Raw genomic sequence first — 20074 nt, 5'->3', positions numbered from 1 at the left:
TCCCATGCCGAAGTTTTCCATCGCGCCGAAGCCGACGTTCACCGTCGATGTGGCGATCCCCCAGGTCGGCGGCAAGCCGGCGATGGTGTCATTCACGTTCAAATATCGTGACCGCACTGCACTGGCTGAACTGTTCGACAGCTGGAAAGAAAGAGCAGAGGCCATTGGTGAGCGCTTTAAGGGGACTGAGCCGACGCTTTCTGAAATTACCGCCGCAGAGGTTGAGCAGGGCGTCGAGCAGATCAAGGACCTGGTCGTGTCCTGGGGCTTCGCCGACAAGCTCAGCGATGAATCTATCACTGCCCTGGTGAAGAGCTGCATCGGCGTATCGGATGCAGTGGTGAAGGCTTACAGCGAAGCCTTCGGCAAGGCCCGCTTGGGAAACTGACCGCCGCCGCCCGTGCGCTCTATGAGTCTGAAGGATCGGCGGAGCAGATGGCCTTGTTCGGCTTCTCGCCGGAGGACTACGACGAAACCATCGAAGTCTGGCCAGACAACTGGCCGTCCTTTCTTGTCATGGATGCGATGGGCACCCAGTGGCGCACTGGCGCATGCGGCGCAACCGGTCTCGATTATGGCGTGCTGCCCAACGTTATGAAGCTCGTCGGCATCCCGGCGAAGGATCGCCCCGGCGTGTTCCACGATATCCGCGTTATGGAATCAGAAGCTCTCGCGGCTACGGCGGAAGCCCGCGACAACAGCCCGTGAGAACGGGCACTTATTCAAGGTGAGTCGATGAACATTGCAGAACTCGGCATCAAGGTCGACTCGGCTGATGCCGCCAACGCTGCGACCGATCTCGACAAGCTGACCAGGGCTGGTGATCGCGCTGAGCAGTCCGCCGTCGGCCTCATGAACGAAATGCAGGCGCTGGAGAAGTCACTGTCGAAAGGCGCGACCACCACGCAGGAACTGGCCAAGCAGCGCGAAAACCTCGCGAAGCTGACCCAAACCGGCGCGTACGGCGAGGCCGAGTTCACCAAGATCACCGCGCAACTGGACAAGCAGCAAGCGGCGCTGGCGAAGTCGACGCTGGATGAACAAAAAGCGCTGAACAGCCTGCTGGGCGCAATCGACCCGGCGAAGGCGGCGCTGGCCAAGCTGGACAAACAGGTCGAGGACCTGGGCAAGCATTTGGATGCAGGTCGCATCAGCCAGGATGAGTTCACTTCCGCGCTGGGCAAGATCGACAAGGACTACGCGAAGCTCGAAAAAACGGCGACCGGCTTCGATAAGCTGAAGCTGGGCACCCGCCAGGCTCAGGAAAACGTCGTTCAGCTGGGAAATGCGCTGTCCTCCGGCGACTGGGGTAGCGGCGTGCGTGCCGTGGCTCAGCTGGGTGCAGGCGCTGGCGCATCGGCAGCCGGTCTGCTTGCCATTCTGGCGCCGATCGCGCTGGTCACCGCCGCTGTGGGCGCGCTCGCCTATTCCTACTACAAAGGCAGCGAAGAACAGGATGCCTACAGCAAAGGTTTGATCCTCACCGGCAACTCGGCTGGGGTGAGCGCTGGGCAACTCAGCGAAATGGCACGCCAGGTCAGCGCTACCGTGGGTACGACCGGCCAGGCCGCTGAAGTTCTGGCGTTGCTGGCAGGCAATGGCAAGATCGCCGGCGACAGCTTCGCAGGTATCGCCCAGGCCGCAGTGTCGATGCAGGAAGCGACCGGCAAAGCCGTGAGCGAAACGGTCGCCGAATTTTCGAAACTAGCAGACGACCCGGTCAAAGCGTCTGCAGCACTCAATGAGCAGTACCACTACCTCACGGCGTCGGTTTATTCGCAAATCGCCGCACTGGAGAAACAGGGCGACCACGCTGGCGCGGTCAAACTGGCAACTGAGCAATATGCCGACGCCATCAACGAACGCACGCCGAGAATCCTTGAAAACCTGAGCTTCTGGGAGAAAGGCTACAACGCTGTCGCCCGGGCAGCGGACAACCTCAAAAATATCGGTCGCCCGGATATCGACGCTGATATCGAGCAGGCTCGGCGCAATCTGGCTTCAGCTCAGGCTGGAGATATCGGGGCGTTTCAAAACCAGAAAGAAATGGTCGAGCTCTATAGCAACCAGCTCAACATGCTGGAGGACCAGAAGGCTGCGGCTGCTGACATCGCAAAATGGGAAGGTGAGCAGGCAAAGGCCCAGGGTGATGCAGTTGTCGCCATGGGCAAAGTGGATGCGCTGACCAAATCCGCATTCAGCAACGAGCAAAAGCGCGCGGAGGCACTCAAGGAATACAAAAAGCAGCTCGACGACATTCGAAAGGTCGCTCCGACGGATCCCCGGCTAAACCAGGCGGCCATCGATAAGAACATTGCGAACATCAACGAGCAGTTCAAGGACCCCAAGGCGCCGGCCGGCAGCGTCGACACCACCGGTTTCAACAACGCGAAGAACGCACTGGCCGAAACCTTGGCCTACTACAAAAACGCCGACAAGGAGTTGGAAGCATCCCAGCGCGCCGGCGTGATCAGCCAGGCGAGTTACACCGAGCAGCGGATCAGCCTGTTGAAGCAGCAGGCCGACGAAGTCGCCCAGGGCTACCAGGCGGAGATCGATGCGCTTGAAGCGGCCAAGGCGAAGAAGGGCACCACTGGTGCCCAGATCATCCAGATTGACCAGAAGATCGCCGACGCCAGAACCGCGATGGTCAAGGCTCAGCAGGACAGCGACAGCGAACTGGCGGTCATTGCAACGAACGAAGAAGGGCGACTGCGCAAGCAGACCTTGGCCGTCAACACATACACCAGCGCCCTGCAGCAGCAGGTCGACACGCTTCGGCAGCAGGGCCTGCGCGCGGCATCGAGCCTCGGCCAGGGTGATCGGCAGCGTGCGCTGACTGATCAGCAGAACGGGATCGACGACCGATTCAACCAGCAGCGCCTGGAACTCGCCAACCAATACGGCGACGGCTCGCGCGGCATGAGCCTTGACGAGTACACCCAGAAGCTGGCCGCGTTGAAAGCCACCCAACAGGACCTGCACGACACTGTGCGGGCCAACTACGACGACATGACCGCCGCACAGGGGGACTGGAGCGCCGGTGCATCGTCGGCGTGGCAGAACTACTTGGAGTCAGCGCGGGACGTTGCCGGGCAGACGAAGAGCCTGTTCACCAACGCCTTCAGTTCGATGGAGGACGCGATCGTCAACTTCGCCATGACCGGCAAGCTGTCATTCGCGGACTTCACGAAGTCGATCCTGGCGGACATGGCGCGGATCGCCACGCGGCAGGCCAGCTCGGCGCTGCTGGGTAGTTTGGTTGGTGCGGCTACTGGGTACTTCACCGGCAGCAGCGGCAATGGTCTCGCCTCTGGTTCTGCTGGCGCCGTCTCCTCGAATGCGGGCGCATCTCAGGCCGGCTACAGCAATGTCGACTTTTCCGGCTACCGGGCAGCCGGCGGTCCTGTGGCGCCCAACTCCCTGTATGAGGTCAATGAGCTCGGTCCTGAACTCTACAACGAGGGCGATCGGTCGTTTCTCATGACCGGCGCGAATGGCGGCAGCGTTACTCCGCTCACTTCTGGGGTCAACCTTGCCGCGATGGGTGGTGGGATCGCCGGCGGCGCAGCGCAGATCAATGTCCAGGTCATGGTGGCCAGCGACGGATCGACCAGTTCCACTACCGATGATCCGGCCTACCAGCAGTTCGGTAAGGACCTGGCGGACTTCGTCGACCAACGTTACCAGAAGCTTGTGGCGGTGGACCTGCGCCAAGGCGGCAAGATCAACCGGGCAATCAAGGGGTAACCCATGGCAATCGAACGATTCACCTGGCCGATTGAAAAGGGTGCGACTGGCAGCATCAAGCAGTGCACCCGCAGCAAGCAATTCGGCGATGGATACAGCCAGTCCGTTTCGGATGGCATCAACAACAAAGTGCAGTCCTGGCCGATCAGTTACACCGGGAGCGCGGAGCGGGTGAAAGAGATCATTGCTTTCCTCGATCGCCATCAGGGGGCAAAGGCGTTCCTTTGGACGCCGCCACTTGGTGAACTCGGTCTGTACAAATGCCCGGACGGCTATCAGCCATCCCACAAAGGCGGCGCGGTCTACAGCCTTGCCGCAACGTTCGAACAAACCTTTCATCCCTGAGGTAACGCCGCATGGCACTCATCACGGACATCCAGAAGCTGGAGCCCGGTGGCGAAATTCGTCTGTTTGAAATCGATGGCACGGAGTACGGCGCCGACGTGCTACGTTTTCATGCCCATGCGATTCCGCACACGCCCGAAGAGCTGCTGGCCTACGAAGGTTCAGTCGAGGAACTCCCCGCGAAGTCGATCTGGTGGCAGGGCAATGAGTACGCTGCCTGGCCGGTGCAGATCGACGGCATCGGCGCTGACAGCAACGGCAGCGCAACGCGGCCAGTGTTTATGGCCGGCAACGTCAATGGGCGAATCACAGCGCTGTGCCTGGCTTTCGATGATCTGCTGAAGTTTCAGCTCACCGTGCGCGAAACCCTGGCCAAGTACCTGGATACGGCGAATTTTCCCGAGGGAAATCCGACTGCTGATCCAACCCAGGAGGCCCTGGAGATCTGGTTCATCGACCAGAAGACCGGCGAGGACGGCGAGGTTGTGCAATGGGAGCTTTCATCGCCTGGGGAAATCGACAATCACGGGTTGCCCGGGCGCCAGATGACCACTTTCTGCCACTGGGCAATGACCGGCGGCTACCGTGGTCCGAACTGCAACTACACCGGTGGCGCGATGTTCGATGACGACGACAACCCAACGGATGACCCGAGCAAGGACGAGTGCAAGGGCGGTCTGAAATCCTGCAAGTTGCGTTTCGGCCAGAACAACCAACTTCCTCACGGCGGATTCCCCGCGGTGTCCCTGATCGCAAGGAGCTGACGATGCGAAAACACATCTTCAACGCGATCCAGGCGCACGCGGCAGCTGAGTATCCGAAAGAGTGCTGCGGGCTGCTGCTGGGCTTCGGTCGCAAGCAGCAGTACTACCCGTGCCGCAATGTTTCAACCGAGCCGAACGAGGAATTCCGGATCGATCCGGAGGAGTACGCCGCGGCCGAGGACATCGGCGAGGTTATCGGTGTGGTTCATTCACATCCGGACGCCACCAGCAGGCCGTCACCGCGTGACCTCGCCATGTGCGAAGCGACGGCCATGCCCTGGCACATTCTGAGCTGGCCGGAAGGCGACCTGCGCACCATCGTTCCCACCGGTGAAGTACCGCTGCTGAAACGCTCATTCGTGCATGGTGCTTGGGACTGCTGGAAGGTTTGCGCCGATTGGTACAAGCGCGAGTGGGGGCTGGAATTCGAAGCCTTCAAGCGTGCCGATGGCTGGTGGGAGAGCAAGGACAACACCAGTCTGTACGAAGCGAACTACGAGGCCGCCGGCTTCTACCGAGTTGACCAGCCGCAGCGCGGCGACATGATTGTGATGGAAGTAGGGCGGACGGTTTACCCGAACCACGCCGGTATCTTCCTTGGCACTGATCCGGCGCTGCCGGGTGAGGATGCGGCGACGTTCGGCCCCGGTCCGTTCCTGCTGCACCACCTGTACGGCAGGCCGTCAGAGGTCATTGTTTTCGGCGGGCCGTGGTTGGACAAAACACGGCTGATCCTCAGGCACAAAGATGCACAACCAACTACGTGATGCGGCGTCGCCGCGGGAGAAAAATATGCAAAGTGTAATTGAGTCAGCAGCTAAAACCGCCAGTGGCGAACCGGTCTGGCGGCTAACAAAGGGTTAGTTGCCTTTGTTTTCCAGCATTTTTTCGATGTAGGAAACATCTTTCAGAATGACCTCAAGCGGCCATTCGTAGGCGTCTCTTGCTTCGCCGCTTTCACACCCACCTGCAGGCACCTCTTTGAAAAACTGTGCTGCTCGTTGCAGCGCTTCTTCATTGAACCCTGGTGTCTGTTTCAATGCATGAGTAAGCGACAAAAGCGCCATGAGAACGCCGTGCTCAAAAGGTTTCACTTCGTACTTCACATCGACCTCCGGGTCATAAACGCGCCGAAATTGGCGCAATCCCAGTCCTTGGGCATGCAGGCAAAGAACTGGGCACTCTGCTCAATCAACTTGTTTGTGTGCGGACTATCAGTCGCCAATGAACGGCAACGGATCGATTTTGATGTTGGTGCCGATTTTGAGGTGGGAACGGGTCCCCGGCATTTGAAGTGATTTCATCACCGCAGCCTTCGCAACGGTAGATACCGGATACGGGTACGGTTTCGCCAATTCCGTAAAGCGTATTCCAGTGAGCGTTGCCGGGCTGATTGGTATTCAAAACCAGCGGTCTTGTTTCTGCCGTAACTAACGCCATGCTGAGACTCCCTGTGTCGCATTTTTGGAGGCACAACGCTACTACTCAAAGCTCATCTCATGCCACTGGCCTTTCATCCACGCTGGATAGGTGGACAGTGCCACTGTACAGTCGGTGTTTTCTCAATGAGTGGTCATTATGGTCAATGCCGTTTCTATTCGACTTTCCGCGAATCAATTTGCTGCCATCCTTGTCGAAAGGGGAATGCCACTTCATGCGAGTGTGAATGAGCATGCAGGATGGCTTGGTGTCGACTATCTAATTCTTTGCTCTGAACACGTGCCTACGTGGGTAGCCAAAATCAAGGAAATAGTAATTCCTCGAACAGAGGGGGGGCCATTGACTGTGCGATTCTCTGAAGTTCGTGACGTTTTTGGCAAAGGCAGCATGCCGGAGTATCAGGAAGCCTTCGGAAAATACAGGAACAACGGATTTGGCGTCTTCCTGAGCACATTTGAAAATGAGCTTTTCTTCACCATCGGAGATCCAGTGGCGTTTAAGGCTCAGCCCGACGTCTTCGGTCTACTGAGTATGGATAACGCTATCGATGCTCTCGCTGAAACATACGGAGTCACCACCGAGCAAGTGGAGATCACCATTAGATCAAAACCTCGCCTCGCTGCTAACGTTTAAAGCGGAGTGTTAGACATAGCCCAACCCGATGTTGGGCTTTTTCGTTTCTGTCACCCCGATGCTACAGTCGCCCCTTTCAGGACGAGGAAGAATCATGCGGATTTTGATAGGGGCGGTGGCCGTGATGCTGCTGGCGGGGTGCATGGCGCCGACGATGAACGAAGCCAGGCAGAAGGGGCCGGACAAAATTTTGTACTCGAAGAAGTCCGATAAGGCCGTCGCTCAGTGTGTCCAGTACGAGTGGCAGAACCAATCCCTTTTCGGAGTAACGCCTGAAGCCACGTTGCAGCCGGGTCGAGACAGCGGCTACACAGTATTCACGGCAGGCTCCGAATATTTCGTCGATATCCAGCCTGGCGCGTCCGGTGCCGTAGCAAAGTATTACGCAGTGCTGAACAACTGGATCTCCGCAAAACGACTGACGGCTCTGCAAAGCTGCCTCTGAAAACGAACCATTTTGAAACCCGCTCCGGCGGGTTTTTTATTACCTGGAGAAAAGTATGTCTGCTCTGGCAATCAACTATCAGCCGATGACGACGGTTAAGCTTTATGGCCAACTCCGGCAGTTTGGCCGTTCCTTCCGACTCGCTGTTCGGTCGCCAGCTGAAGCCATCAAAGCGCTCTGCGTTCAAATTCCCGGCTTCGAACGATTCCTGTCGAACGCGAAGTCACGGGGAATTGAATTCGCAGTGTTCCGCGGGAAAACCAATATTGGAGAGGAAGAGCTGGGCTTCAGCGGTGACGGCGATATTCGAATCGCGCCAATCATCACGGGGAGCAAGAAGGCTGGCGGCCTGCAGACGATTATCGGATCAGTACTGATCGTCGTCGGCCTGATTATCACGGGTGGTACGTTCGGCGCTGGTGCACCATTTGGGTCTGCACTTATTACCATGGGCGCATCTATGGTCATCGGCGGCGTAATCCAAATGCTCAGCCCTGCTGCAAAAGGGCTCAAGACCAGCGCCGCGCCCGAAAACACCCCTGGCTACGCATTCGGCAGTGCCAAAAATACCACTGCATCTGGCAATCCGGTACCGCTATGCGCAGGCGACCGCCGTTGGGGCGGGGCGATTATCAGCGCCGCTATCTACGCCGAAGACCAAATGTAACCAGACCTACGAATACCCGGCCGCCCTTGAGGCGGTTTTTTATTGCCTGGAGAAACGCATGGGCGCAGCACAGAAGCTGGAAGTTTTTGGAGCCAAGGGCGGATCGGACAAGCCAAAGACTCCGACCGAAGCGCCGGACAGCCTGCGCTCGGTGGCCTTGGCAAAGATACTTATTGCGATGGGTGAGGGCGAGTTCGCTGGCAACCCGACCGCGCAGGACATCTACCTGGACAACACACCGCTGCAAGACCCACAGGGAAACATGAACTTCCCGAACGTGAAGTGGGAGTTCCGCAGCGGCTCGGTTGAGCAGAACTATATCCAGGGCATTCCATCGGTTGAGAACGAAACAACCTTGGGCGTTGAGTTGCGCAGCGGTACGCCCTGGGTACGAGGGATCAGCAACACTGAGCTTTCGGCTGTGCGCCTGCGCTTCGCCTGGCCGGCCCTACAATCCGTTGATGCCAGCGGCAACGTGAACGGGTACCGAATCGAATACAAAGTGGAATTGGCAACCGACGGCGGCGCCTATCAACAGGTGCTTAGCGAAGCGGTGGATGGCAAAACCACCAGCCCATACGAGCGCACTCGCCGTATTGATCTGCCTGCGGCAACCAGTGGGTGGCTGATGCGCGTCACCCGCATCACGCCGAACCAAAACAACAACAAAATCGCCGACATGATGAATATCGCCGGCTTCACTGAAGTGATCGATGCGAAGTTGCGGTACCCGAACACTGCGCTGCTTTACATCGAGTTTTCGGCAGAGCAGTTTCGCAATATTCCGGCGGTGACGGTCAAATGCCGAGGCCGCAAATGGCTGGTCCCGAGCAACTACAACCCGGACACGCGCTCTTACACGGGCATCTGGGATGGCACCTTCAAGGAAGCCTGGACCGATAACCCCGCGTGGATCACCTACGGCATCACCGTAAACGACCGCTTTGGCCTGGGCCGGCGCATCAAGCCGTGGCAGGTGGACAAGTGGGAGCTGTACCGCATCGCCCAGTATTGCGACCAACTGGTACCGGATGGAAAGGGCGGGCAAGAGCCGCGTTTCCTCTGCAATATCAACCTTCAGGGCAAAGCTGACGCCTGGTCGCTACTGCGTGACATCTCGGCCATCTACCGGGGCATGACCTACTGGGCGCAGGGCCAGGTCTTCACGCTGTCCGACATGCCGCGCGCGACCGATTTTGACTTCGCTTACACCCGGGCGAACGTTGTTGACGGCAAGTTCACCTACTCGAGCGCATCGGAGCGGACCAGATACAGCCGCGCTCTGATCAGCTACGACAACCCGGAGAATAACTACGACACCGACGTAACGGCGGTGACCGATGCCAAGCTGCAGCGGCGCTACGGCGACAACGTACTGGAGATCAGCGCAATCGGTTGCAACCGCGAGTCTGAGGCTCAGCGCCGGGGTAAATGGGCATTGCTCACCAACTCCAAGGATCGCGCCGTCAGTTTCCGCGTTGGGCTAGATGGCCGTATTCCACTGCCTGGCTACGTCATCCCCATTGCGGACGAGCTCCTCGCGGGCCGGCCGATAGGTGGGCGCATCTCCGCAGTTGCCGGCCGCACTGTCACGCTGGAGCGCGATACCCAGGCCAAGGCAGGGGACCGGCTGATCCTGAACCTGCCGAACGGCAAGTGTGAGGGGCGCACAGTACAGTCTGTGGCCGGCCGCGCTGTAACTGTGACCGTCGACTATTCGATCGCGCCTGAGCCTGAATTAATTTGGGCGCTGGATGCCGACGACCTGGCCGTGCCGCTGTACAGGGTGACCGCCGTTTCGCGGCCAGAGCCAGGTGTATTCGAGATCTCGGCCGTGCAGTACGACCCGAGCAAATTTGCGCACATCGATACCGGCGCTCGCCTGGAAGAGCGGCCGATCAGCGTCATCCCAATCACCGTGGTACCGGCGCCGGCGAGCGTCACCCTAACTGCAAACTCGGTGGTATCCCAGGGCATCGCCGTCGCCACCATGACCATTACATGGCCTGCGGTGAACGGCGCAGTGGGCTATGACGTGGAATGGCGCAAGGACAGCGGCAACTGGATCAAGCTGCAACGCACAGGCGGTACCAGCATTGACGTGGTCGGCATTTACGCCGGTGCCTACGTGGCCCGCGTCCGCGCGGTGAGCGCCTTCGATATCTCGTCGATCTGGCGCAATTCGATCCTGACCAACCTCAGCGGCAAGCAAGGGCTACCGCCGGCGGTGTCGTACCTCACGGCCTCGCCGCTGCTGTTCGGCATCTACCTGAAGTGGGGCTTCCCGGCTGGCGCCGAGGACACCCAGCGCACGGAAATCTGGTATGGGCCGTCGACCAGCCTGGAGGCGGCAACCAAGCTGACGGACCTGTCATACCCGCAGAGCGACTTCTCGATGCTCGGCCTGGCCGCCGGCGTGACCTTTTACTTCTGGGCGCGCCTGGTCGACCGGATCGGCAACATCGGTCCGTGGTATCCGGTGGGGCTTGGTGTGCAGGGACAGTCGAGTTCTGAGGCTGCGCCGATTCTGGAAATGATCGCCGGGCAGATCGGGCGCACTGAACTGGGCCAGGACATCCTCGATGAAATCGACAAGATCCCCGGCCTGCAGGAGCAGATCGATGCCTTGGATGACATCCTGTTGTACGACCCGGAGAAGACCTATGTCGATGAAGACATGGTTCGCATGGGGCAGCGTCTATACCAAGCCACTGGCGCCGTGCCGATCAACACGCCGCCGCCGAACCCGGCCTACTGGCTGGACATCGGCAAATCGATCGAAACGGCGAACGGATTGGCGCAGCAGGTTGCCTTCAACACGGCCGACATCATCGAGCTCGACGGCGAGATCACGGCGCAGGCCACGGCCTTTCAGGCTTTGAGTGCTGCATACCGGGACGACAACGGGGAAGGCGATCTCGCCGATGCGCTGAAGGGTTGGAGCAGTACGGCCGCGATCGCGAACGAAGAGAAAGTGCGGGCCTCGGAAAACCTCGCCACTGCGCAGAAGGTCACCACGCTGACTGCTGTGGTTGGGGAGAACGAGGCTAATGTCAGCGATCTGCGGCAGGTTGTGGCCACCGACAAGGAAGCCACCGCAACGGCGATCACTCAGGTCAACGTGAAGGTCGGCGAAAACACGGCGGCTATTCAGGAAACGGCCACGGCCTACGCCGACACCGCCGGGAAGCTCTCGACCATGTGGTCGGTGAAGATGCAGCTCACGGCGGACGGCAAGTATGTCGCCGCGGGCATTGGCCTGAGTATCGAAAACACCGGAGCCGGCTTGCAGAGTCAGTTCCTAGTGAGCGCGGACCGGTTCGCCATCGTCAACACCATCGCCGGCGGCGCGATCTCGGTACCGTTCGCGGTTCAGGGTGGTCAGGTGTTCATGAACTCTGCCTTCATTCAGGACGGCACCATCACCAACGCCAAGATCGGCAGCTACATCAGCTCGACGAACTACATCGCTGGCCAGCAAGGCTGGATTCTCAACAAAGACGGAACACTGGAGATCAACGGCATCGTCCCGGGTCAGGGGCGGTTGGTGATCAACTCGTTGAACGTGTCGGTCTACGACGCGAACAACGTACTGCGTGTTCGTCTCGGCTATCTGGGGTAATTAATGGCTCTATTTGGCCTGCGTGTCTTCAACGAGAGCGGTCAGCTCGCCATGGACACCAACAGCTTCACCTACCAGGTGCTATGGCAGGGCGTGATCGATTTCAGCGGAGCCGTGCCCAGCTACACGATCAGCATCCCGGGCTTCAATCCGGCCAACTGCGTGTTCATGATCATCCCGACCAGGGCACAGGACGTGCAAACGGCGGAAAACGACAGCTTGGGCAATACCAAGTCATACCCCTATGTCACCACCGGTACAGGGGTTGTGACAGTCCTGCCGAAAAACCCTTCAGCCGGCGCATCCGTTGGCCAGACACGGATCGTCGCCAAGGGCTACGCGATAAGGTTCGCCACATGAGCTATGGATTTCAGAGCATCAACGACAATGCCTTTGTTCAGATCGACTCGGAGTTGCCCCGGCTGTGCATGCTGACGAGAGGGAGTTACGCCGGCACTACGGACGCCTCCGGGGTTTTCGCCAGACCCATTACGAGCCTGGATCCGCCGATTGTGTTTATCCGGCCGGATGCCGGAGTGATGCAGGTTCCGATCTCCGTCTGGTTCACCGGTGGTCCTGGGAACTGGACCGGTTTCACGATGAAAGCCTCGAACGTTACCGCCACCCTCAGTGGACAGTATTTCGTCGCGGCCTGGGCGTCGATGGGCACCGCAGCATACGGCATGCGTTTGTGGGGGCCGACTGGAGCTCTGGTTTACGACAGCGGCGCGCCGGCTGTTGTGGTGACCTACGCCGCAGGCAACTGGGTTTATATCGGTGACGAGGTGCTGACCGTAGGTCGGCGCTACATCTGGGCGATCAACAAACTGCTCGGTTCAGGGGAATACATCTCGCTGAACCCGTTTGCCATGAACTGCCATAACGCCTCATCCGGCGGTGGTTGCGCCTTGGGCGTGGATTACGCCAATGGCCAGATCAGGATGTACAGCCTCGCCACCAACGCCTGGACCGATCAAGGCCACCGGCCATTCCTCTGCGCCAAGTTACTGGCCTGATCAAATTCTTCTGGAGATAACCAATGCCTTGGTACAAATCAGGAACGGTCTCTGTCACCTTGAATTCCAATGCCGTCATCGGCACGGGGACCGCTTTTCTGTCCAATGGTCGGGTGGGCGATGCGTTTCGCGGCCCGGACGGCGGTTGGTATGAAATCACCAACATCGCCAGTGATACGGCGATGGCGATCTCGCCGACCTATAAGGGGGCGACCGCCGCAGCTGGTTCGTACGCCATTGCGCCCATGCAGGGCTACGTCAAAGATTCGGCAGATGCACTTCGAACTCTGGTGAACACCTACGGCGCAAAGCTCGCGGCACTCGGAACCACTGGCAACTACGAAGTGTTGCCGGTTGAAAAGGGTGGTACGGGTGGCGCCAACCAGGTCGATGCGCGGACAGGGCTAGGTCTTGGCACCGCAGCGGTGGTGAATATCCAAACCAGCCTCACCGATTCAACTGCTGGCCGGGTAATGCTCAACGGCGCATGGGGCTGGGGCGCCTTGTCATCCGACAATCCTACCGACCTGAACGCAATCGCGGTCAGTCAGAAGTTCGGCATCAATACAGGCGCCTTGAACATTCCGTGGGCATTGGGCAGCACCACTGTGCCGTTCGCCGCAGGTTCGAGCGGTATTGCGATGACCTGGACCGCGAATCATCAAAGCCAAATCATCGTCAACCGAACGGCTTCGATGGTCGCACTTCGCCGGAAGAGCGCGGGAGTCTGGGCTCCTGACGATTACTTCTGCCTGTATCCAACTGGCCAGACATTTCTGAGCGTTGCCCAGGGCGGCACCGGTGTTACCTCGCTCACGGCGCTGTTGAGCGCGCTCGGACTTACCGATGCGTACAAGAAATCGAACATCGTCGGCACTGTTTCCGACTCTGCAGGTGTTCCGAATGGCGCGATTCTCGAAAGCGGCTACATCAACAGTTGCTATTACGAGAAGCGCGCCGATGGGTCCCTGCTGAATCGCAAACAAGTCACCATCGGTGGCGGTACTGCGGCGAACGGGAACGTGTTCAAAAGCGTGAACTTCGATATGGGGCCTTTTGCTGTGCCTTTTGTCGGTGATTACGAGATGTTTGGGTTCGGCATTTCCTCTGCGAGCGGCGGCGGTTGGGCAGGCCAACAATTGTTCGGCACGGCTTCGACCTGGGGCACATGGGCGGCGTATCACTCCGCGCTGGTTACGGGAAGCATCATCATTTCAGTTCTGGCTGTCGGGAGGTGGAAGTAATGGATATCACGGTATACGGCCAGCGCCTGGACAATGAACCATTCGATCTGGTGAAACAGGGCGATAGCCTGTTCATCAATGGCGAGCAGTTCGATCTGTCGCCGTTGCAGGATGGGGACTCCTTACCCGGCACAGCAGTGCATTCGAAATGGTTTTCTCTGGGTCAGATCACCAAAGAAGAGGGGGTGATCAAGTTGTCACTTCTTTACCCTGTACCGGCCAACTACAGCCCGGAGCAAGCCACTCCGCAATTGCTGAGCAATGTTCCTGACGGTCCCGTAGCATTGCCACGACCGCTCCCTGATCCGGAACCGCAGCAGGAGGTTGCAGAATGATCAACATCGACTGGACGCAGCTGGTAACCCGTGAAATGAAAGAAGCCGCTGCCGATGCCGAGCACCTAGCGTTGATGAAGGCTGAACTTGCAGGGCGCAACACCCAGGCCGTTACACAGATTGCGCGCATCCAAGATCGAATCGAGACGATCGGGTACGGCATTGATGCCGGAGAGGCGACAGAAGAGGACGAAGCTGAACAGGCGGCGCTGATGACCAGCCTGGCCGCTTGGAAGGCCTATAAATTCGCCTTGGGCAAAGTCACCAAGCAACCGGGCTGGCATGCATCACCGGCGTGGCCGACCATCCCAGCCATCCCTGTGATTGCCGCCGATCCTGAAGCGCTGCAAGCACCGGACGCTTAAAACGCACAAGCGTCACCGACCACCCGCCATCGAGCGGGTATTTTTTTGCCTGGAGAAAAGTGATGCCTGTAACTGAAAAGGACCGCAACATACTAGCCCGCACGCTGTGGGGTGAAGCTCGCGGGGAATCATTGGCGGGGCAGATCGCCGTGGCTTGGACTATTCGCAACCGTGTGGACGACAGCAAGACCAAGTCGTGGTGGGGGGAGGGTTATGCCGGTGTGTGCCAGAAGCCATACCAGTTCAGCTGCTGGAACAAGACTGACCCGAACTATCAATTTCTGATTGGCGTGAAGCAGATCCCTTTCCGCGAACTGTCACAAGCGCGGATTGCCGCTGACCAGGTGATTGATGGAAAGGTGCCAGATCCAACCGGCGGCTCCACGCACTATTACGCGATCGCCATGAAGACGCCGCCGGCATGGGCCGCGAAGGCAAAGCAGACGCTGAAGTTGGGCGGTCATGTGTTCTTCAAGGATGTGCCATGAGCCCGGTGGCGTTGAGGGTGGTCGGCGCGCTGGCGCTTGTTCTGCTGGGCGCCATCTGTGCTTGGCAGATTCAGTGCTGGCGGTACGGCGCGCAACTGGCCGAGCAATCGCGACTACACACCGACACCCTCAATCAACTGGCCATGGTCGGCGCTGCGGCACAGAAAACCGAGCAGGACAAACGCCTGGTGCTCGAGCAGCGCCTGGCGGCCAGCGCCCAATCCCACCACGAGACTTTAACCAATGCCCAAAAAGATCAGGCTCGCCTGCGCGATCGTCTTGCTACTTCTGATCTGCGGCTGTCAGTCGTCCTCGCCCATGGTTCAGCCGGTGGCTGTTCAGTGCCTGCCGCCGCCGGCGCCGTCGGCTTGGTTCATGGAGCCGTTCGAGCCGAACTTGACCCAGCGCATGCTCAACGAATTATCGCCATCACCGTTGAAGGCGACCGGGGACTGATCGCGCTGGCTGCGTGCCAGGCCTATGTGCGGGAAATCAGCACTCCCCGCTAAACTGGCATCCTGCTTTGAAGTTCCAGCAGAGGTTCAATGAACAGCCGAAGACCTAGGAACTGGCACGCGATCAAACTTAGAAATCTCTTTGATCCAAAAACGACGGTATTTTGTTTGGTCTGGCGACAACGGCTTGTGATTTGACCACGAGTGCTCGGCTTTCATGCTGGCGCGATACTCCTCCCACTCCTTTTCCTCGGCCACATCTTTTGCTGTCTTTTCGTTGTCGAACCATCCGAGGACGTACACTTCGCCTTGGTCCTGGCCATGCTCAATGAGAAGGTAAATGTTGTTCATCAGCTTTGCCTTTGTAGCTGTCAATCGGGATAAGCCTCGAATATGAGGCGTTTCCAGTGCTATCGGCCGTTGTCATTAGATGTTTAGCGTCGGCTCGGGATGAGCGTTAACAGCTTGCTCAGTGATGGCATGCCGCCATTCTTGTCACCGGTGTCAGGTTGCCCCATGATTCTTCGACAGGGGGATGAGGCATCGGCCATGGATAAGCAACTTGCCGGACTCTCGTTCCTGCTCACCTTGGGGTGGGTGGCAGTGGTCGTCCTGGTGATGTATTGGATGTCGTAGTGCAGATAAAGGGGGAGGCGGTGAGTGGAAGATGTCGTACTCGGCCCCAAGCCGCGGCGTGAAGCTGATCGCCTCCTTGCACAAATCAAACGAGCTGAGTCGATGATCGTTGCTGTTAAGGCCGGCGCCCGTGCCGAGGGTTTTGTGTTGGGCATGGAGACGGTGGGAGCCTTGCGTGCAGGTGATGCAGAGCGGCTTTACATCATATTTGAAACGGCGCTGGAAGATCGACTCAAGTCCCTGGCCTCTACCTAAAACAAAGTGTTCCCTTCTGATTCGCCTTCCACTGGTTGGATCAGGTCTCGACCTTGGTTCCGTACGTTGCCGATGGCCCGATCCACCTTGAACCACTCGAACGCCTCAGTGGGCTCACCCTGCAGCAATACCATTTGCTCGGCGCGTTCCTTGGGTGTGGAAGGATCCAACCATTCTCTGGCCAGTTCCGGCGATAACGTCACGGGACGACGGTCATGGATATCCACCATGCCACCAGCGCTGTCAGCGGTGATGATGACGAAGCCATCGTGTTCGCTCGGCTCATGCTCCGAATTTGGATATTGGCCGATTGCAGCACACAGGATCGGCGCTCGGTCCCGTCGGCGAATGAGGTAGGGCTGCTTTTTCGGTCCGCCTTCGTCCACCCACTCAAACCAGTTGTTGATCGCGATAATCGCCCGGTGTGGCCAGATCGCCCGGAAGAACGGACCGTGGGCGACCTTTTCGACCCTGGCATTAATCGGCGCGGCACGATCCTTGGCCCAATGCGGCCGCCATCCCCAGCGCACCATGTCGGCGTGCAAGTAGTCGCCTTCCTGGTGGAAGAGGGCGAGTTGCGTACTCGGCGAAGCGTTGTAGCGTTGAAACGGCAATTCGCCGGTGTTGTTCACCAATGGGTTGGGCATGCTCAACGCCGCGACGAAATCGTGTATGCCATCGTATTGCGAGAGTCGTCCACACATAGGTCGGATCCTGGAATGGGCAATCAGCTTTTCGCAATTTGGGTGAACGGATCCACGCCGGTCAGCTCGCGCAGCTTTGCATGGAGCTCGCTGATCACCTTGGTGTTGGCCATTAGCTCCCAATTGGTCTTGGTCTCGATATCCGTGACCCTTCTATTGGCATCTGACGCAGAGATGAGCGCCCGGTTCAGTTCGGCCCGCAGTCGATCACGCTCCTCGGATACCTCCGCATGCATTTGCACCAGGTTGAAGATGTCTCTGCGGGACTTGCGGAGCTGAAGGGTCAATTCCTGGACTTCATTTTCGTACATGCGCAAAAAGTGACGGCATGTCTCAAGCTCAGTCGGGCAGCCGAGCCAGTCGCTGGTGTCTTCAATTTCGTAGGGATCCACGGTAATGCCTTACCAATACTGTTTGCATATACAGTAATTGAGGCGCGACATTTCCGCGAGAGCGAGGCGACGGGGAGTGTTTTTTGTTTGGCAGAACGCCGGGGATGGCTGGGCCAATTCTTGGGCCAATTTTGCGGGGAGTGTCGGAGCAGGGCGGGGAATCGGAAAGGTTTGGCCCTTGAATCCACGGCCTATCCCCCATCCGTCCCCGCGTTGACGTCATAATTAAATGTCGCGCCTGCTCCTGTCGAGGGTCATTCAGGAGTCATCATCACTGCCAGCGTCATCTTGATGAACTCCTCGTTTCGGTCGATCGCGTCCAAGGCGCCACGGACGTTTTCGGCAACGTCGGCCGCACCTCGCTGCTCGACCCAGTTTGAAAGCTCCATGATGGCCGCTTCCAGGGCAAGCTGGTTCTCGTTGATTTTGAAGAGCAGGGAAGGGAGTAGATCTGAGTTCGGCATGTGCTTTTTCCTCCGTGGATCAAGGAAGCGTAGCACCGCGTTGAAAGGATATTTAACGACTGGCATGACACCGTGGGGAGGGAACTACTGTAGGAATATACAACGCTAAGTTATTGATTCTTATAGAGTGACGTAGCGATTTCGTACCTCCTAAGATTTGCTATATTTTCCTTATATATCAAATGGTTGCGTAGGTTTCGGGGTCACCTTGACATGGTGGGGGTCGTTGGTTCGAGTCCAATCGCGCCTACCAAACAAAATCCGCTCTGCTGGGCGGTCTAGAGGGGTTACCGGAAACGGTAACCCCTTTTTGCTTTTTGCGATTTGCAAAGCACCCACCTCAGAACGCCAGTTCAGCGCGTCCCTCTAAAACATCATACCGCTCAAGCTTCTGCATTGAACTCGTCGGCAGTGCGCCAGTCGGTGATTAAAGAAAAAAACGTTTGGCCGTGAGCAAAAAAACCGGAGAGTTTTCATGGGCGCGAAGAATCTCGAGTCGATGCGAAAGCTGAAAGCAACGTTGACGAGCGAACGTAGAAACAGGGAGTGGCCGGAGACAATTTGTTCTGTATGCGGCGAGCAATTTCGCTATCACTGCAGCTGGGCTCCCGTACCCACCACTTGCAGGCGCTGCCGAGCCGAAGGCAAGAATGCCAGCCTGGAGGAAAAGAAGGCTTCTGCACCTTCGATGCAGTCCAAATGACAATCATTTCAGCTCGATATTGAACTGCGACCATCAAACTTCATCCAATCAGAACGGGCGGCCAGGCGCATGACTTGGTTCATGAGGCAGGAGAGGTGTTGATGGGGAAGCGTGCGATGATGCAATTCTTTGCGGCTTACCTGTTCATTTGCCTTCTGCTTCAATGGGCTGTGGTTCAAGCATCACCGTGGATCGCCACTCATGTACTTCTAAGATGGATCCTGTAACGCTGTGACTCGGGCGTGATCTGATCCAAAGGAGTCACCAATGATCTCCGATCAAACGAACCAGCAGTCGTCCGAAAACAGGACTGTTTGGGATCAATATTTTTGCGCTGCGTTGATTGCCGAAAGTAATCTGACGGCACCTGTCGTCGGCGGTGCGACTCACGAAGACAGGCAGAATCTATTGATCGAAAGGGCCAAGGCCCTCGCCGATAAAATGATGGAAAACAGAAAATAACCAGAGCCCAGCCATTGCGCTGGGCTCTTCGTATCTGGCGTATGGATCGCTATGGCAAACCCGGCAGTTTCTCGCCAGTGCAATCCTTTGATTGATGGGCTACTACTGACAGGCTGATTCAACTCATCCTGAAAGGAGTGTCTCGATGCTGACTCACTGGCTTCTTGCGGCCGTGCATCTTTTAGCGGTTGTGCTGGGATTCTGGGCGGTTCTTGTGCGTGGTACGAATTTTCGACGTTTGGCGGCTGGCACGGGGGAAGTTCGCAGTGTGCTGATCGCAGACAACCTTTGGGGAATTTCCGCGCTCATTCTGTTGGTAACCGGTGGGATGCGAGCGTTTGGCGGATTTGAAAAGGGCACGGACTATTACCTGCAACAGCCGTTGTTTCATCTGAAGATGACCCTGTTTGTACTGATTCTGCTGCTGGAAGTAGCGCCCATGATCACGCTGATCAAATGGCGAGTAGCGCTGGCGCGCGGTACGGCGATCGAGGCTGGGCGGGCGAAGCTGTTTGCGCGCATCAGTCACGTTGAAGGGATGTTGATGCTGCTGATGGTCATGGCAGCCACTGGTATGGCGCGTGGCGTGACGTTTGGGTAACGAGTGTGGGGGGAACGGCGCTGCATTTCGAGAATCTTTAGCCAGCCGTCGTTCCGGGGGTGAACGGGCTGGCTACTGACTGCATCAGGATTCAGGGAGTTTGCGGCTTGTCCGGAGCAGTCAGGCCAGCCTGAATGCGCTGATAGATCTCTTCGCGATGCACCGCAACGTCTTTCGGGGCGTTGATGCCAATCCTGACTTGCTGGCCGCTTACGCCGAGGATGGTGATCGTTATGTCATCACCAATGTTTATGCTTTCACCGACTTTGCGGGTGAGTATCAGCATGG

The 20074-nt window shown here is 58.0% G+C and carries 26 protein-coding genes and 1 tRNA gene; 21 read left to right on the top strand and 6 right to left on the bottom strand.

From position 1 onward, the window contains the following. The first annotated feature begins 4 nt into the window (after positions 1-4). The 6 genes from D8U73_RS18070 to D8U73_RS18045 are packed head-to-tail and all read left to right on the top strand — an operon-like array spanning position 5 to position 5626. Entirely contained in the window at positions 5-388 is a 384-nt protein-coding gene (locus D8U73_RS18070; protein ID WP_130905298.1) for a phage tail assembly chaperone, read from the top strand. Positions 389-435: 47 nt separating this feature from the next. Next, positions 436-708: a DUF1799 domain-containing protein gene (locus tag D8U73_RS18065; RefSeq protein WP_130905297.1), complete on the top strand. Its 273-nt coding sequence runs from the start codon at positions 436-438 to the stop codon at positions 706-708. A 27-nt stretch (positions 709-735) separates the two neighbouring features. Continuing rightward, positions 736-3750 carry a phage tail tape measure protein gene (locus D8U73_RS18060; RefSeq protein WP_130905296.1) on the top strand — a complete coding sequence of 1005 codons (3015 nt, stop codon included), beginning with the start codon at positions 736-738 and terminating at the stop codon, positions 3748-3750. 3 nt (positions 3751-3753) lie between these two features. Further along, positions 3754-4095 (top strand): phage tail protein, encoded by a 342-nt coding sequence (locus D8U73_RS18055; protein WP_130905295.1) that lies wholly within the window; start codon positions 3754-3756, stop codon positions 4093-4095. Between the two features lie 11 nt (positions 4096-4106). Next, entirely contained in the window at positions 4107-4859 is a 753-nt protein-coding gene (locus D8U73_RS18050; protein WP_130905294.1) for a phage minor tail protein L, read from the top strand. Positions 4860-4861: 2 nt separating this feature from the next. Beyond that, positions 4862-5626 carry a C40 family peptidase gene (locus D8U73_RS18045; RefSeq protein ID WP_130905293.1) on the top strand — a complete coding sequence of 255 codons (765 nt, stop codon included), beginning with the start codon at positions 4862-4864 and terminating at the stop codon, positions 5624-5626. A 93-nt stretch (positions 5627-5719) separates the two neighbouring features. On the opposite strand, the gene D8U73_RS18040 is transcribed toward D8U73_RS18045, so the two are convergent. Next, on the bottom strand, positions 5720-5965 hold the full coding sequence (locus tag D8U73_RS18040; RefSeq protein ID WP_130905292.1) for a hypothetical protein: 246 nt from the start codon (positions 5963-5965) through the stop codon (positions 5720-5722). A gap of 472 nt (positions 5966-6437) precedes the next feature. Here D8U73_RS18040 and D8U73_RS18030 point away from each other — a divergent pair, with 472 nt between their 5' ends. The 11 genes from D8U73_RS18030 (at position 6438) to D8U73_RS17980 (ending at position 15623) form a co-directional block, all read left to right on the top strand. Then, a complete protein-coding gene (locus D8U73_RS18030) occupies positions 6438-6932 on the top strand; it encodes a hypothetical protein (RefSeq protein WP_130905290.1) in 495 nt (164 codons plus the stop codon). A gap of 94 nt (positions 6933-7026) precedes the next feature. After that, a complete protein-coding gene (locus D8U73_RS18025) occupies positions 7027-7377 on the top strand; it encodes a hypothetical protein (protein WP_130905289.1) in 351 nt (116 codons plus the stop codon). A 55-nt stretch (positions 7378-7432) separates the two neighbouring features. After that, positions 7433-8044 carry a tail assembly protein gene (locus tag D8U73_RS18020; RefSeq protein WP_130905288.1) on the top strand — a complete coding sequence of 204 codons (612 nt, stop codon included), beginning with the start codon at positions 7433-7435 and terminating at the stop codon, positions 8042-8044. 58 nt (positions 8045-8102) lie between these two features. Beyond that, the gene (locus D8U73_RS18015) at positions 8103-11666 is read left to right on the top strand and encodes a phage tail protein (RefSeq protein ID WP_130905287.1); all 3564 of its coding nucleotides are present in this window, start codon (positions 8103-8105) and stop codon (positions 11664-11666) included. 3 nt (positions 11667-11669) lie between these two features. Further along, positions 11670-12026, top strand: a complete 357-nt coding sequence (locus D8U73_RS18010) for a hypothetical protein (protein ID WP_130905286.1) — start codon at positions 11670-11672, stop codon at positions 12024-12026. Continuing rightward, positions 12023-12682, top strand: a complete 660-nt coding sequence (locus D8U73_RS18005) for a hypothetical protein (protein ID WP_130905285.1) — start codon at positions 12023-12025, stop codon at positions 12680-12682. The genes D8U73_RS18010 and D8U73_RS18005 overlap by 4 nt, the downstream gene beginning before the upstream one ends. Before the next feature lie 23 nt (positions 12683-12705). Beyond that, positions 12706-13926 (top strand): hypothetical protein, encoded by a 1221-nt coding sequence (locus tag D8U73_RS29545; RefSeq protein ID WP_241667849.1) that lies wholly within the window; start codon positions 12706-12708, stop codon positions 13924-13926. Beyond that, positions 13926-14261 carry a hypothetical protein gene (locus tag D8U73_RS17995; protein ID WP_130905284.1) on the top strand — a complete coding sequence of 112 codons (336 nt, stop codon included), beginning with the start codon at positions 13926-13928 and terminating at the stop codon, positions 14259-14261. Before D8U73_RS29545 ends, D8U73_RS17995 begins: the two co-directional genes overlap by 1 nt. After that, positions 14258-14626, top strand: coding sequence for a phage tail protein (locus tag D8U73_RS17990; RefSeq protein WP_130905283.1), 369 nt, complete (start codon positions 14258-14260; stop codon positions 14624-14626). The genes D8U73_RS17995 and D8U73_RS17990 overlap by 4 nt, the downstream gene beginning before the upstream one ends. Before the next feature lie 62 nt (positions 14627-14688). Continuing rightward, positions 14689-15114, top strand: coding sequence for a cell wall hydrolase (locus D8U73_RS17985; protein ID WP_130905282.1), 426 nt, complete (start codon positions 14689-14691; stop codon positions 15112-15114). Continuing rightward, positions 15111-15623 (top strand): lysis system i-spanin subunit Rz, encoded by a 513-nt coding sequence (locus D8U73_RS17980; RefSeq protein ID WP_130905281.1) that lies wholly within the window; start codon positions 15111-15113, stop codon positions 15621-15623. Before D8U73_RS17985 ends, D8U73_RS17980 begins: the two co-directional genes overlap by 4 nt. Before the next feature lie 33 nt (positions 15624-15656). Here the strand turns inward: D8U73_RS17980 and D8U73_RS17975 are convergent, their stop codons facing one another. After that, positions 15657-15920: a hypothetical protein gene (locus D8U73_RS17975; protein WP_130905280.1), complete on the bottom strand. Its 264-nt coding sequence runs from the start codon at positions 15918-15920 to the stop codon at positions 15657-15659. A 309-nt stretch (positions 15921-16229) separates the two neighbouring features. Here D8U73_RS17975 and D8U73_RS17970 point away from each other — a divergent pair, with 309 nt between their 5' ends. Further along, positions 16230-16460: a hypothetical protein gene (locus D8U73_RS17970; protein ID WP_130905279.1), complete on the top strand. Its 231-nt coding sequence runs from the start codon at positions 16230-16232 to the stop codon at positions 16458-16460. On the opposite strand, the gene D8U73_RS17965 is transcribed toward D8U73_RS17970, so the two are convergent. The 3 genes from D8U73_RS17965 to D8U73_RS17955 form a co-directional block, all read right to left on the bottom strand. Then, positions 16457-17164 carry an SOS response-associated peptidase family protein gene (locus D8U73_RS17965; RefSeq protein WP_130905278.1) on the bottom strand — a complete coding sequence of 236 codons (708 nt, stop codon included), beginning with the start codon at positions 17162-17164 and terminating at the stop codon, positions 16457-16459. The two genes, D8U73_RS17970 and D8U73_RS17965, sit on opposite strands and share 4 nt — an antisense overlap. A 23-nt stretch (positions 17165-17187) precedes the next feature. Then, complete coding sequence (locus tag D8U73_RS17960) at positions 17188-17556, bottom strand: hypothetical protein (protein ID WP_241668533.1); 369 nt, start codon at positions 17554-17556, stop codon at positions 17188-17190. Between the two features lie 254 nt (positions 17557-17810). Beyond that, a complete protein-coding gene (locus D8U73_RS17955; protein WP_130905276.1) occupies positions 17811-18020 on the bottom strand; it encodes a hypothetical protein in 210 nt (69 codons plus the stop codon). Between the two features lie 184 nt (positions 18021-18204). On the opposite strand from D8U73_RS17955, the gene D8U73_RS17950 reads away from it, so the two are divergent. The 3 genes from D8U73_RS17950 (at position 18205) to D8U73_RS17940 (ending at position 19786) form a co-directional block, all read left to right on the top strand. Next, positions 18205-18273 (top strand) — tRNA-Ser (locus D8U73_RS17950). Between the two features lie 717 nt (positions 18274-18990). Continuing rightward, entirely contained in the window at positions 18991-19185 is a 195-nt protein-coding gene (locus D8U73_RS17945; protein WP_056853685.1) for a hypothetical protein, read from the top strand. A 145-nt stretch (positions 19186-19330) separates the two neighbouring features. Continuing rightward, the gene (locus D8U73_RS17940) at positions 19331-19786 is read left to right on the top strand and encodes a DUF2214 family protein (RefSeq protein ID WP_056853684.1); all 456 of its coding nucleotides are present in this window, start codon (positions 19331-19333) and stop codon (positions 19784-19786) included. Between the two features lie 91 nt (positions 19787-19877). On the opposite strand, the gene csrA is transcribed toward D8U73_RS17940, so the two are convergent. Next, positions 19878-20072, bottom strand: a complete 195-nt coding sequence (csrA, locus tag D8U73_RS17935) for a carbon storage regulator CsrA (RefSeq protein WP_007938114.1) — start codon at positions 20070-20072, stop codon at positions 19878-19880. Positions 20073-20074: the final 2 nt, after the last annotated feature.

It is taken from the genome of Pseudomonas sp. Sample_22 (genome assembly GCF_004307635.1).
In the GTDB taxonomy this organism is placed as follows: Bacteria; Pseudomonadota; Gammaproteobacteria; order Pseudomonadales; family Pseudomonadaceae; genus Aquipseudomonas.
Note: the sequence above shows the minus strand (reverse complement) of the source record. Positions and strands in the feature narration are given on the sequence as shown.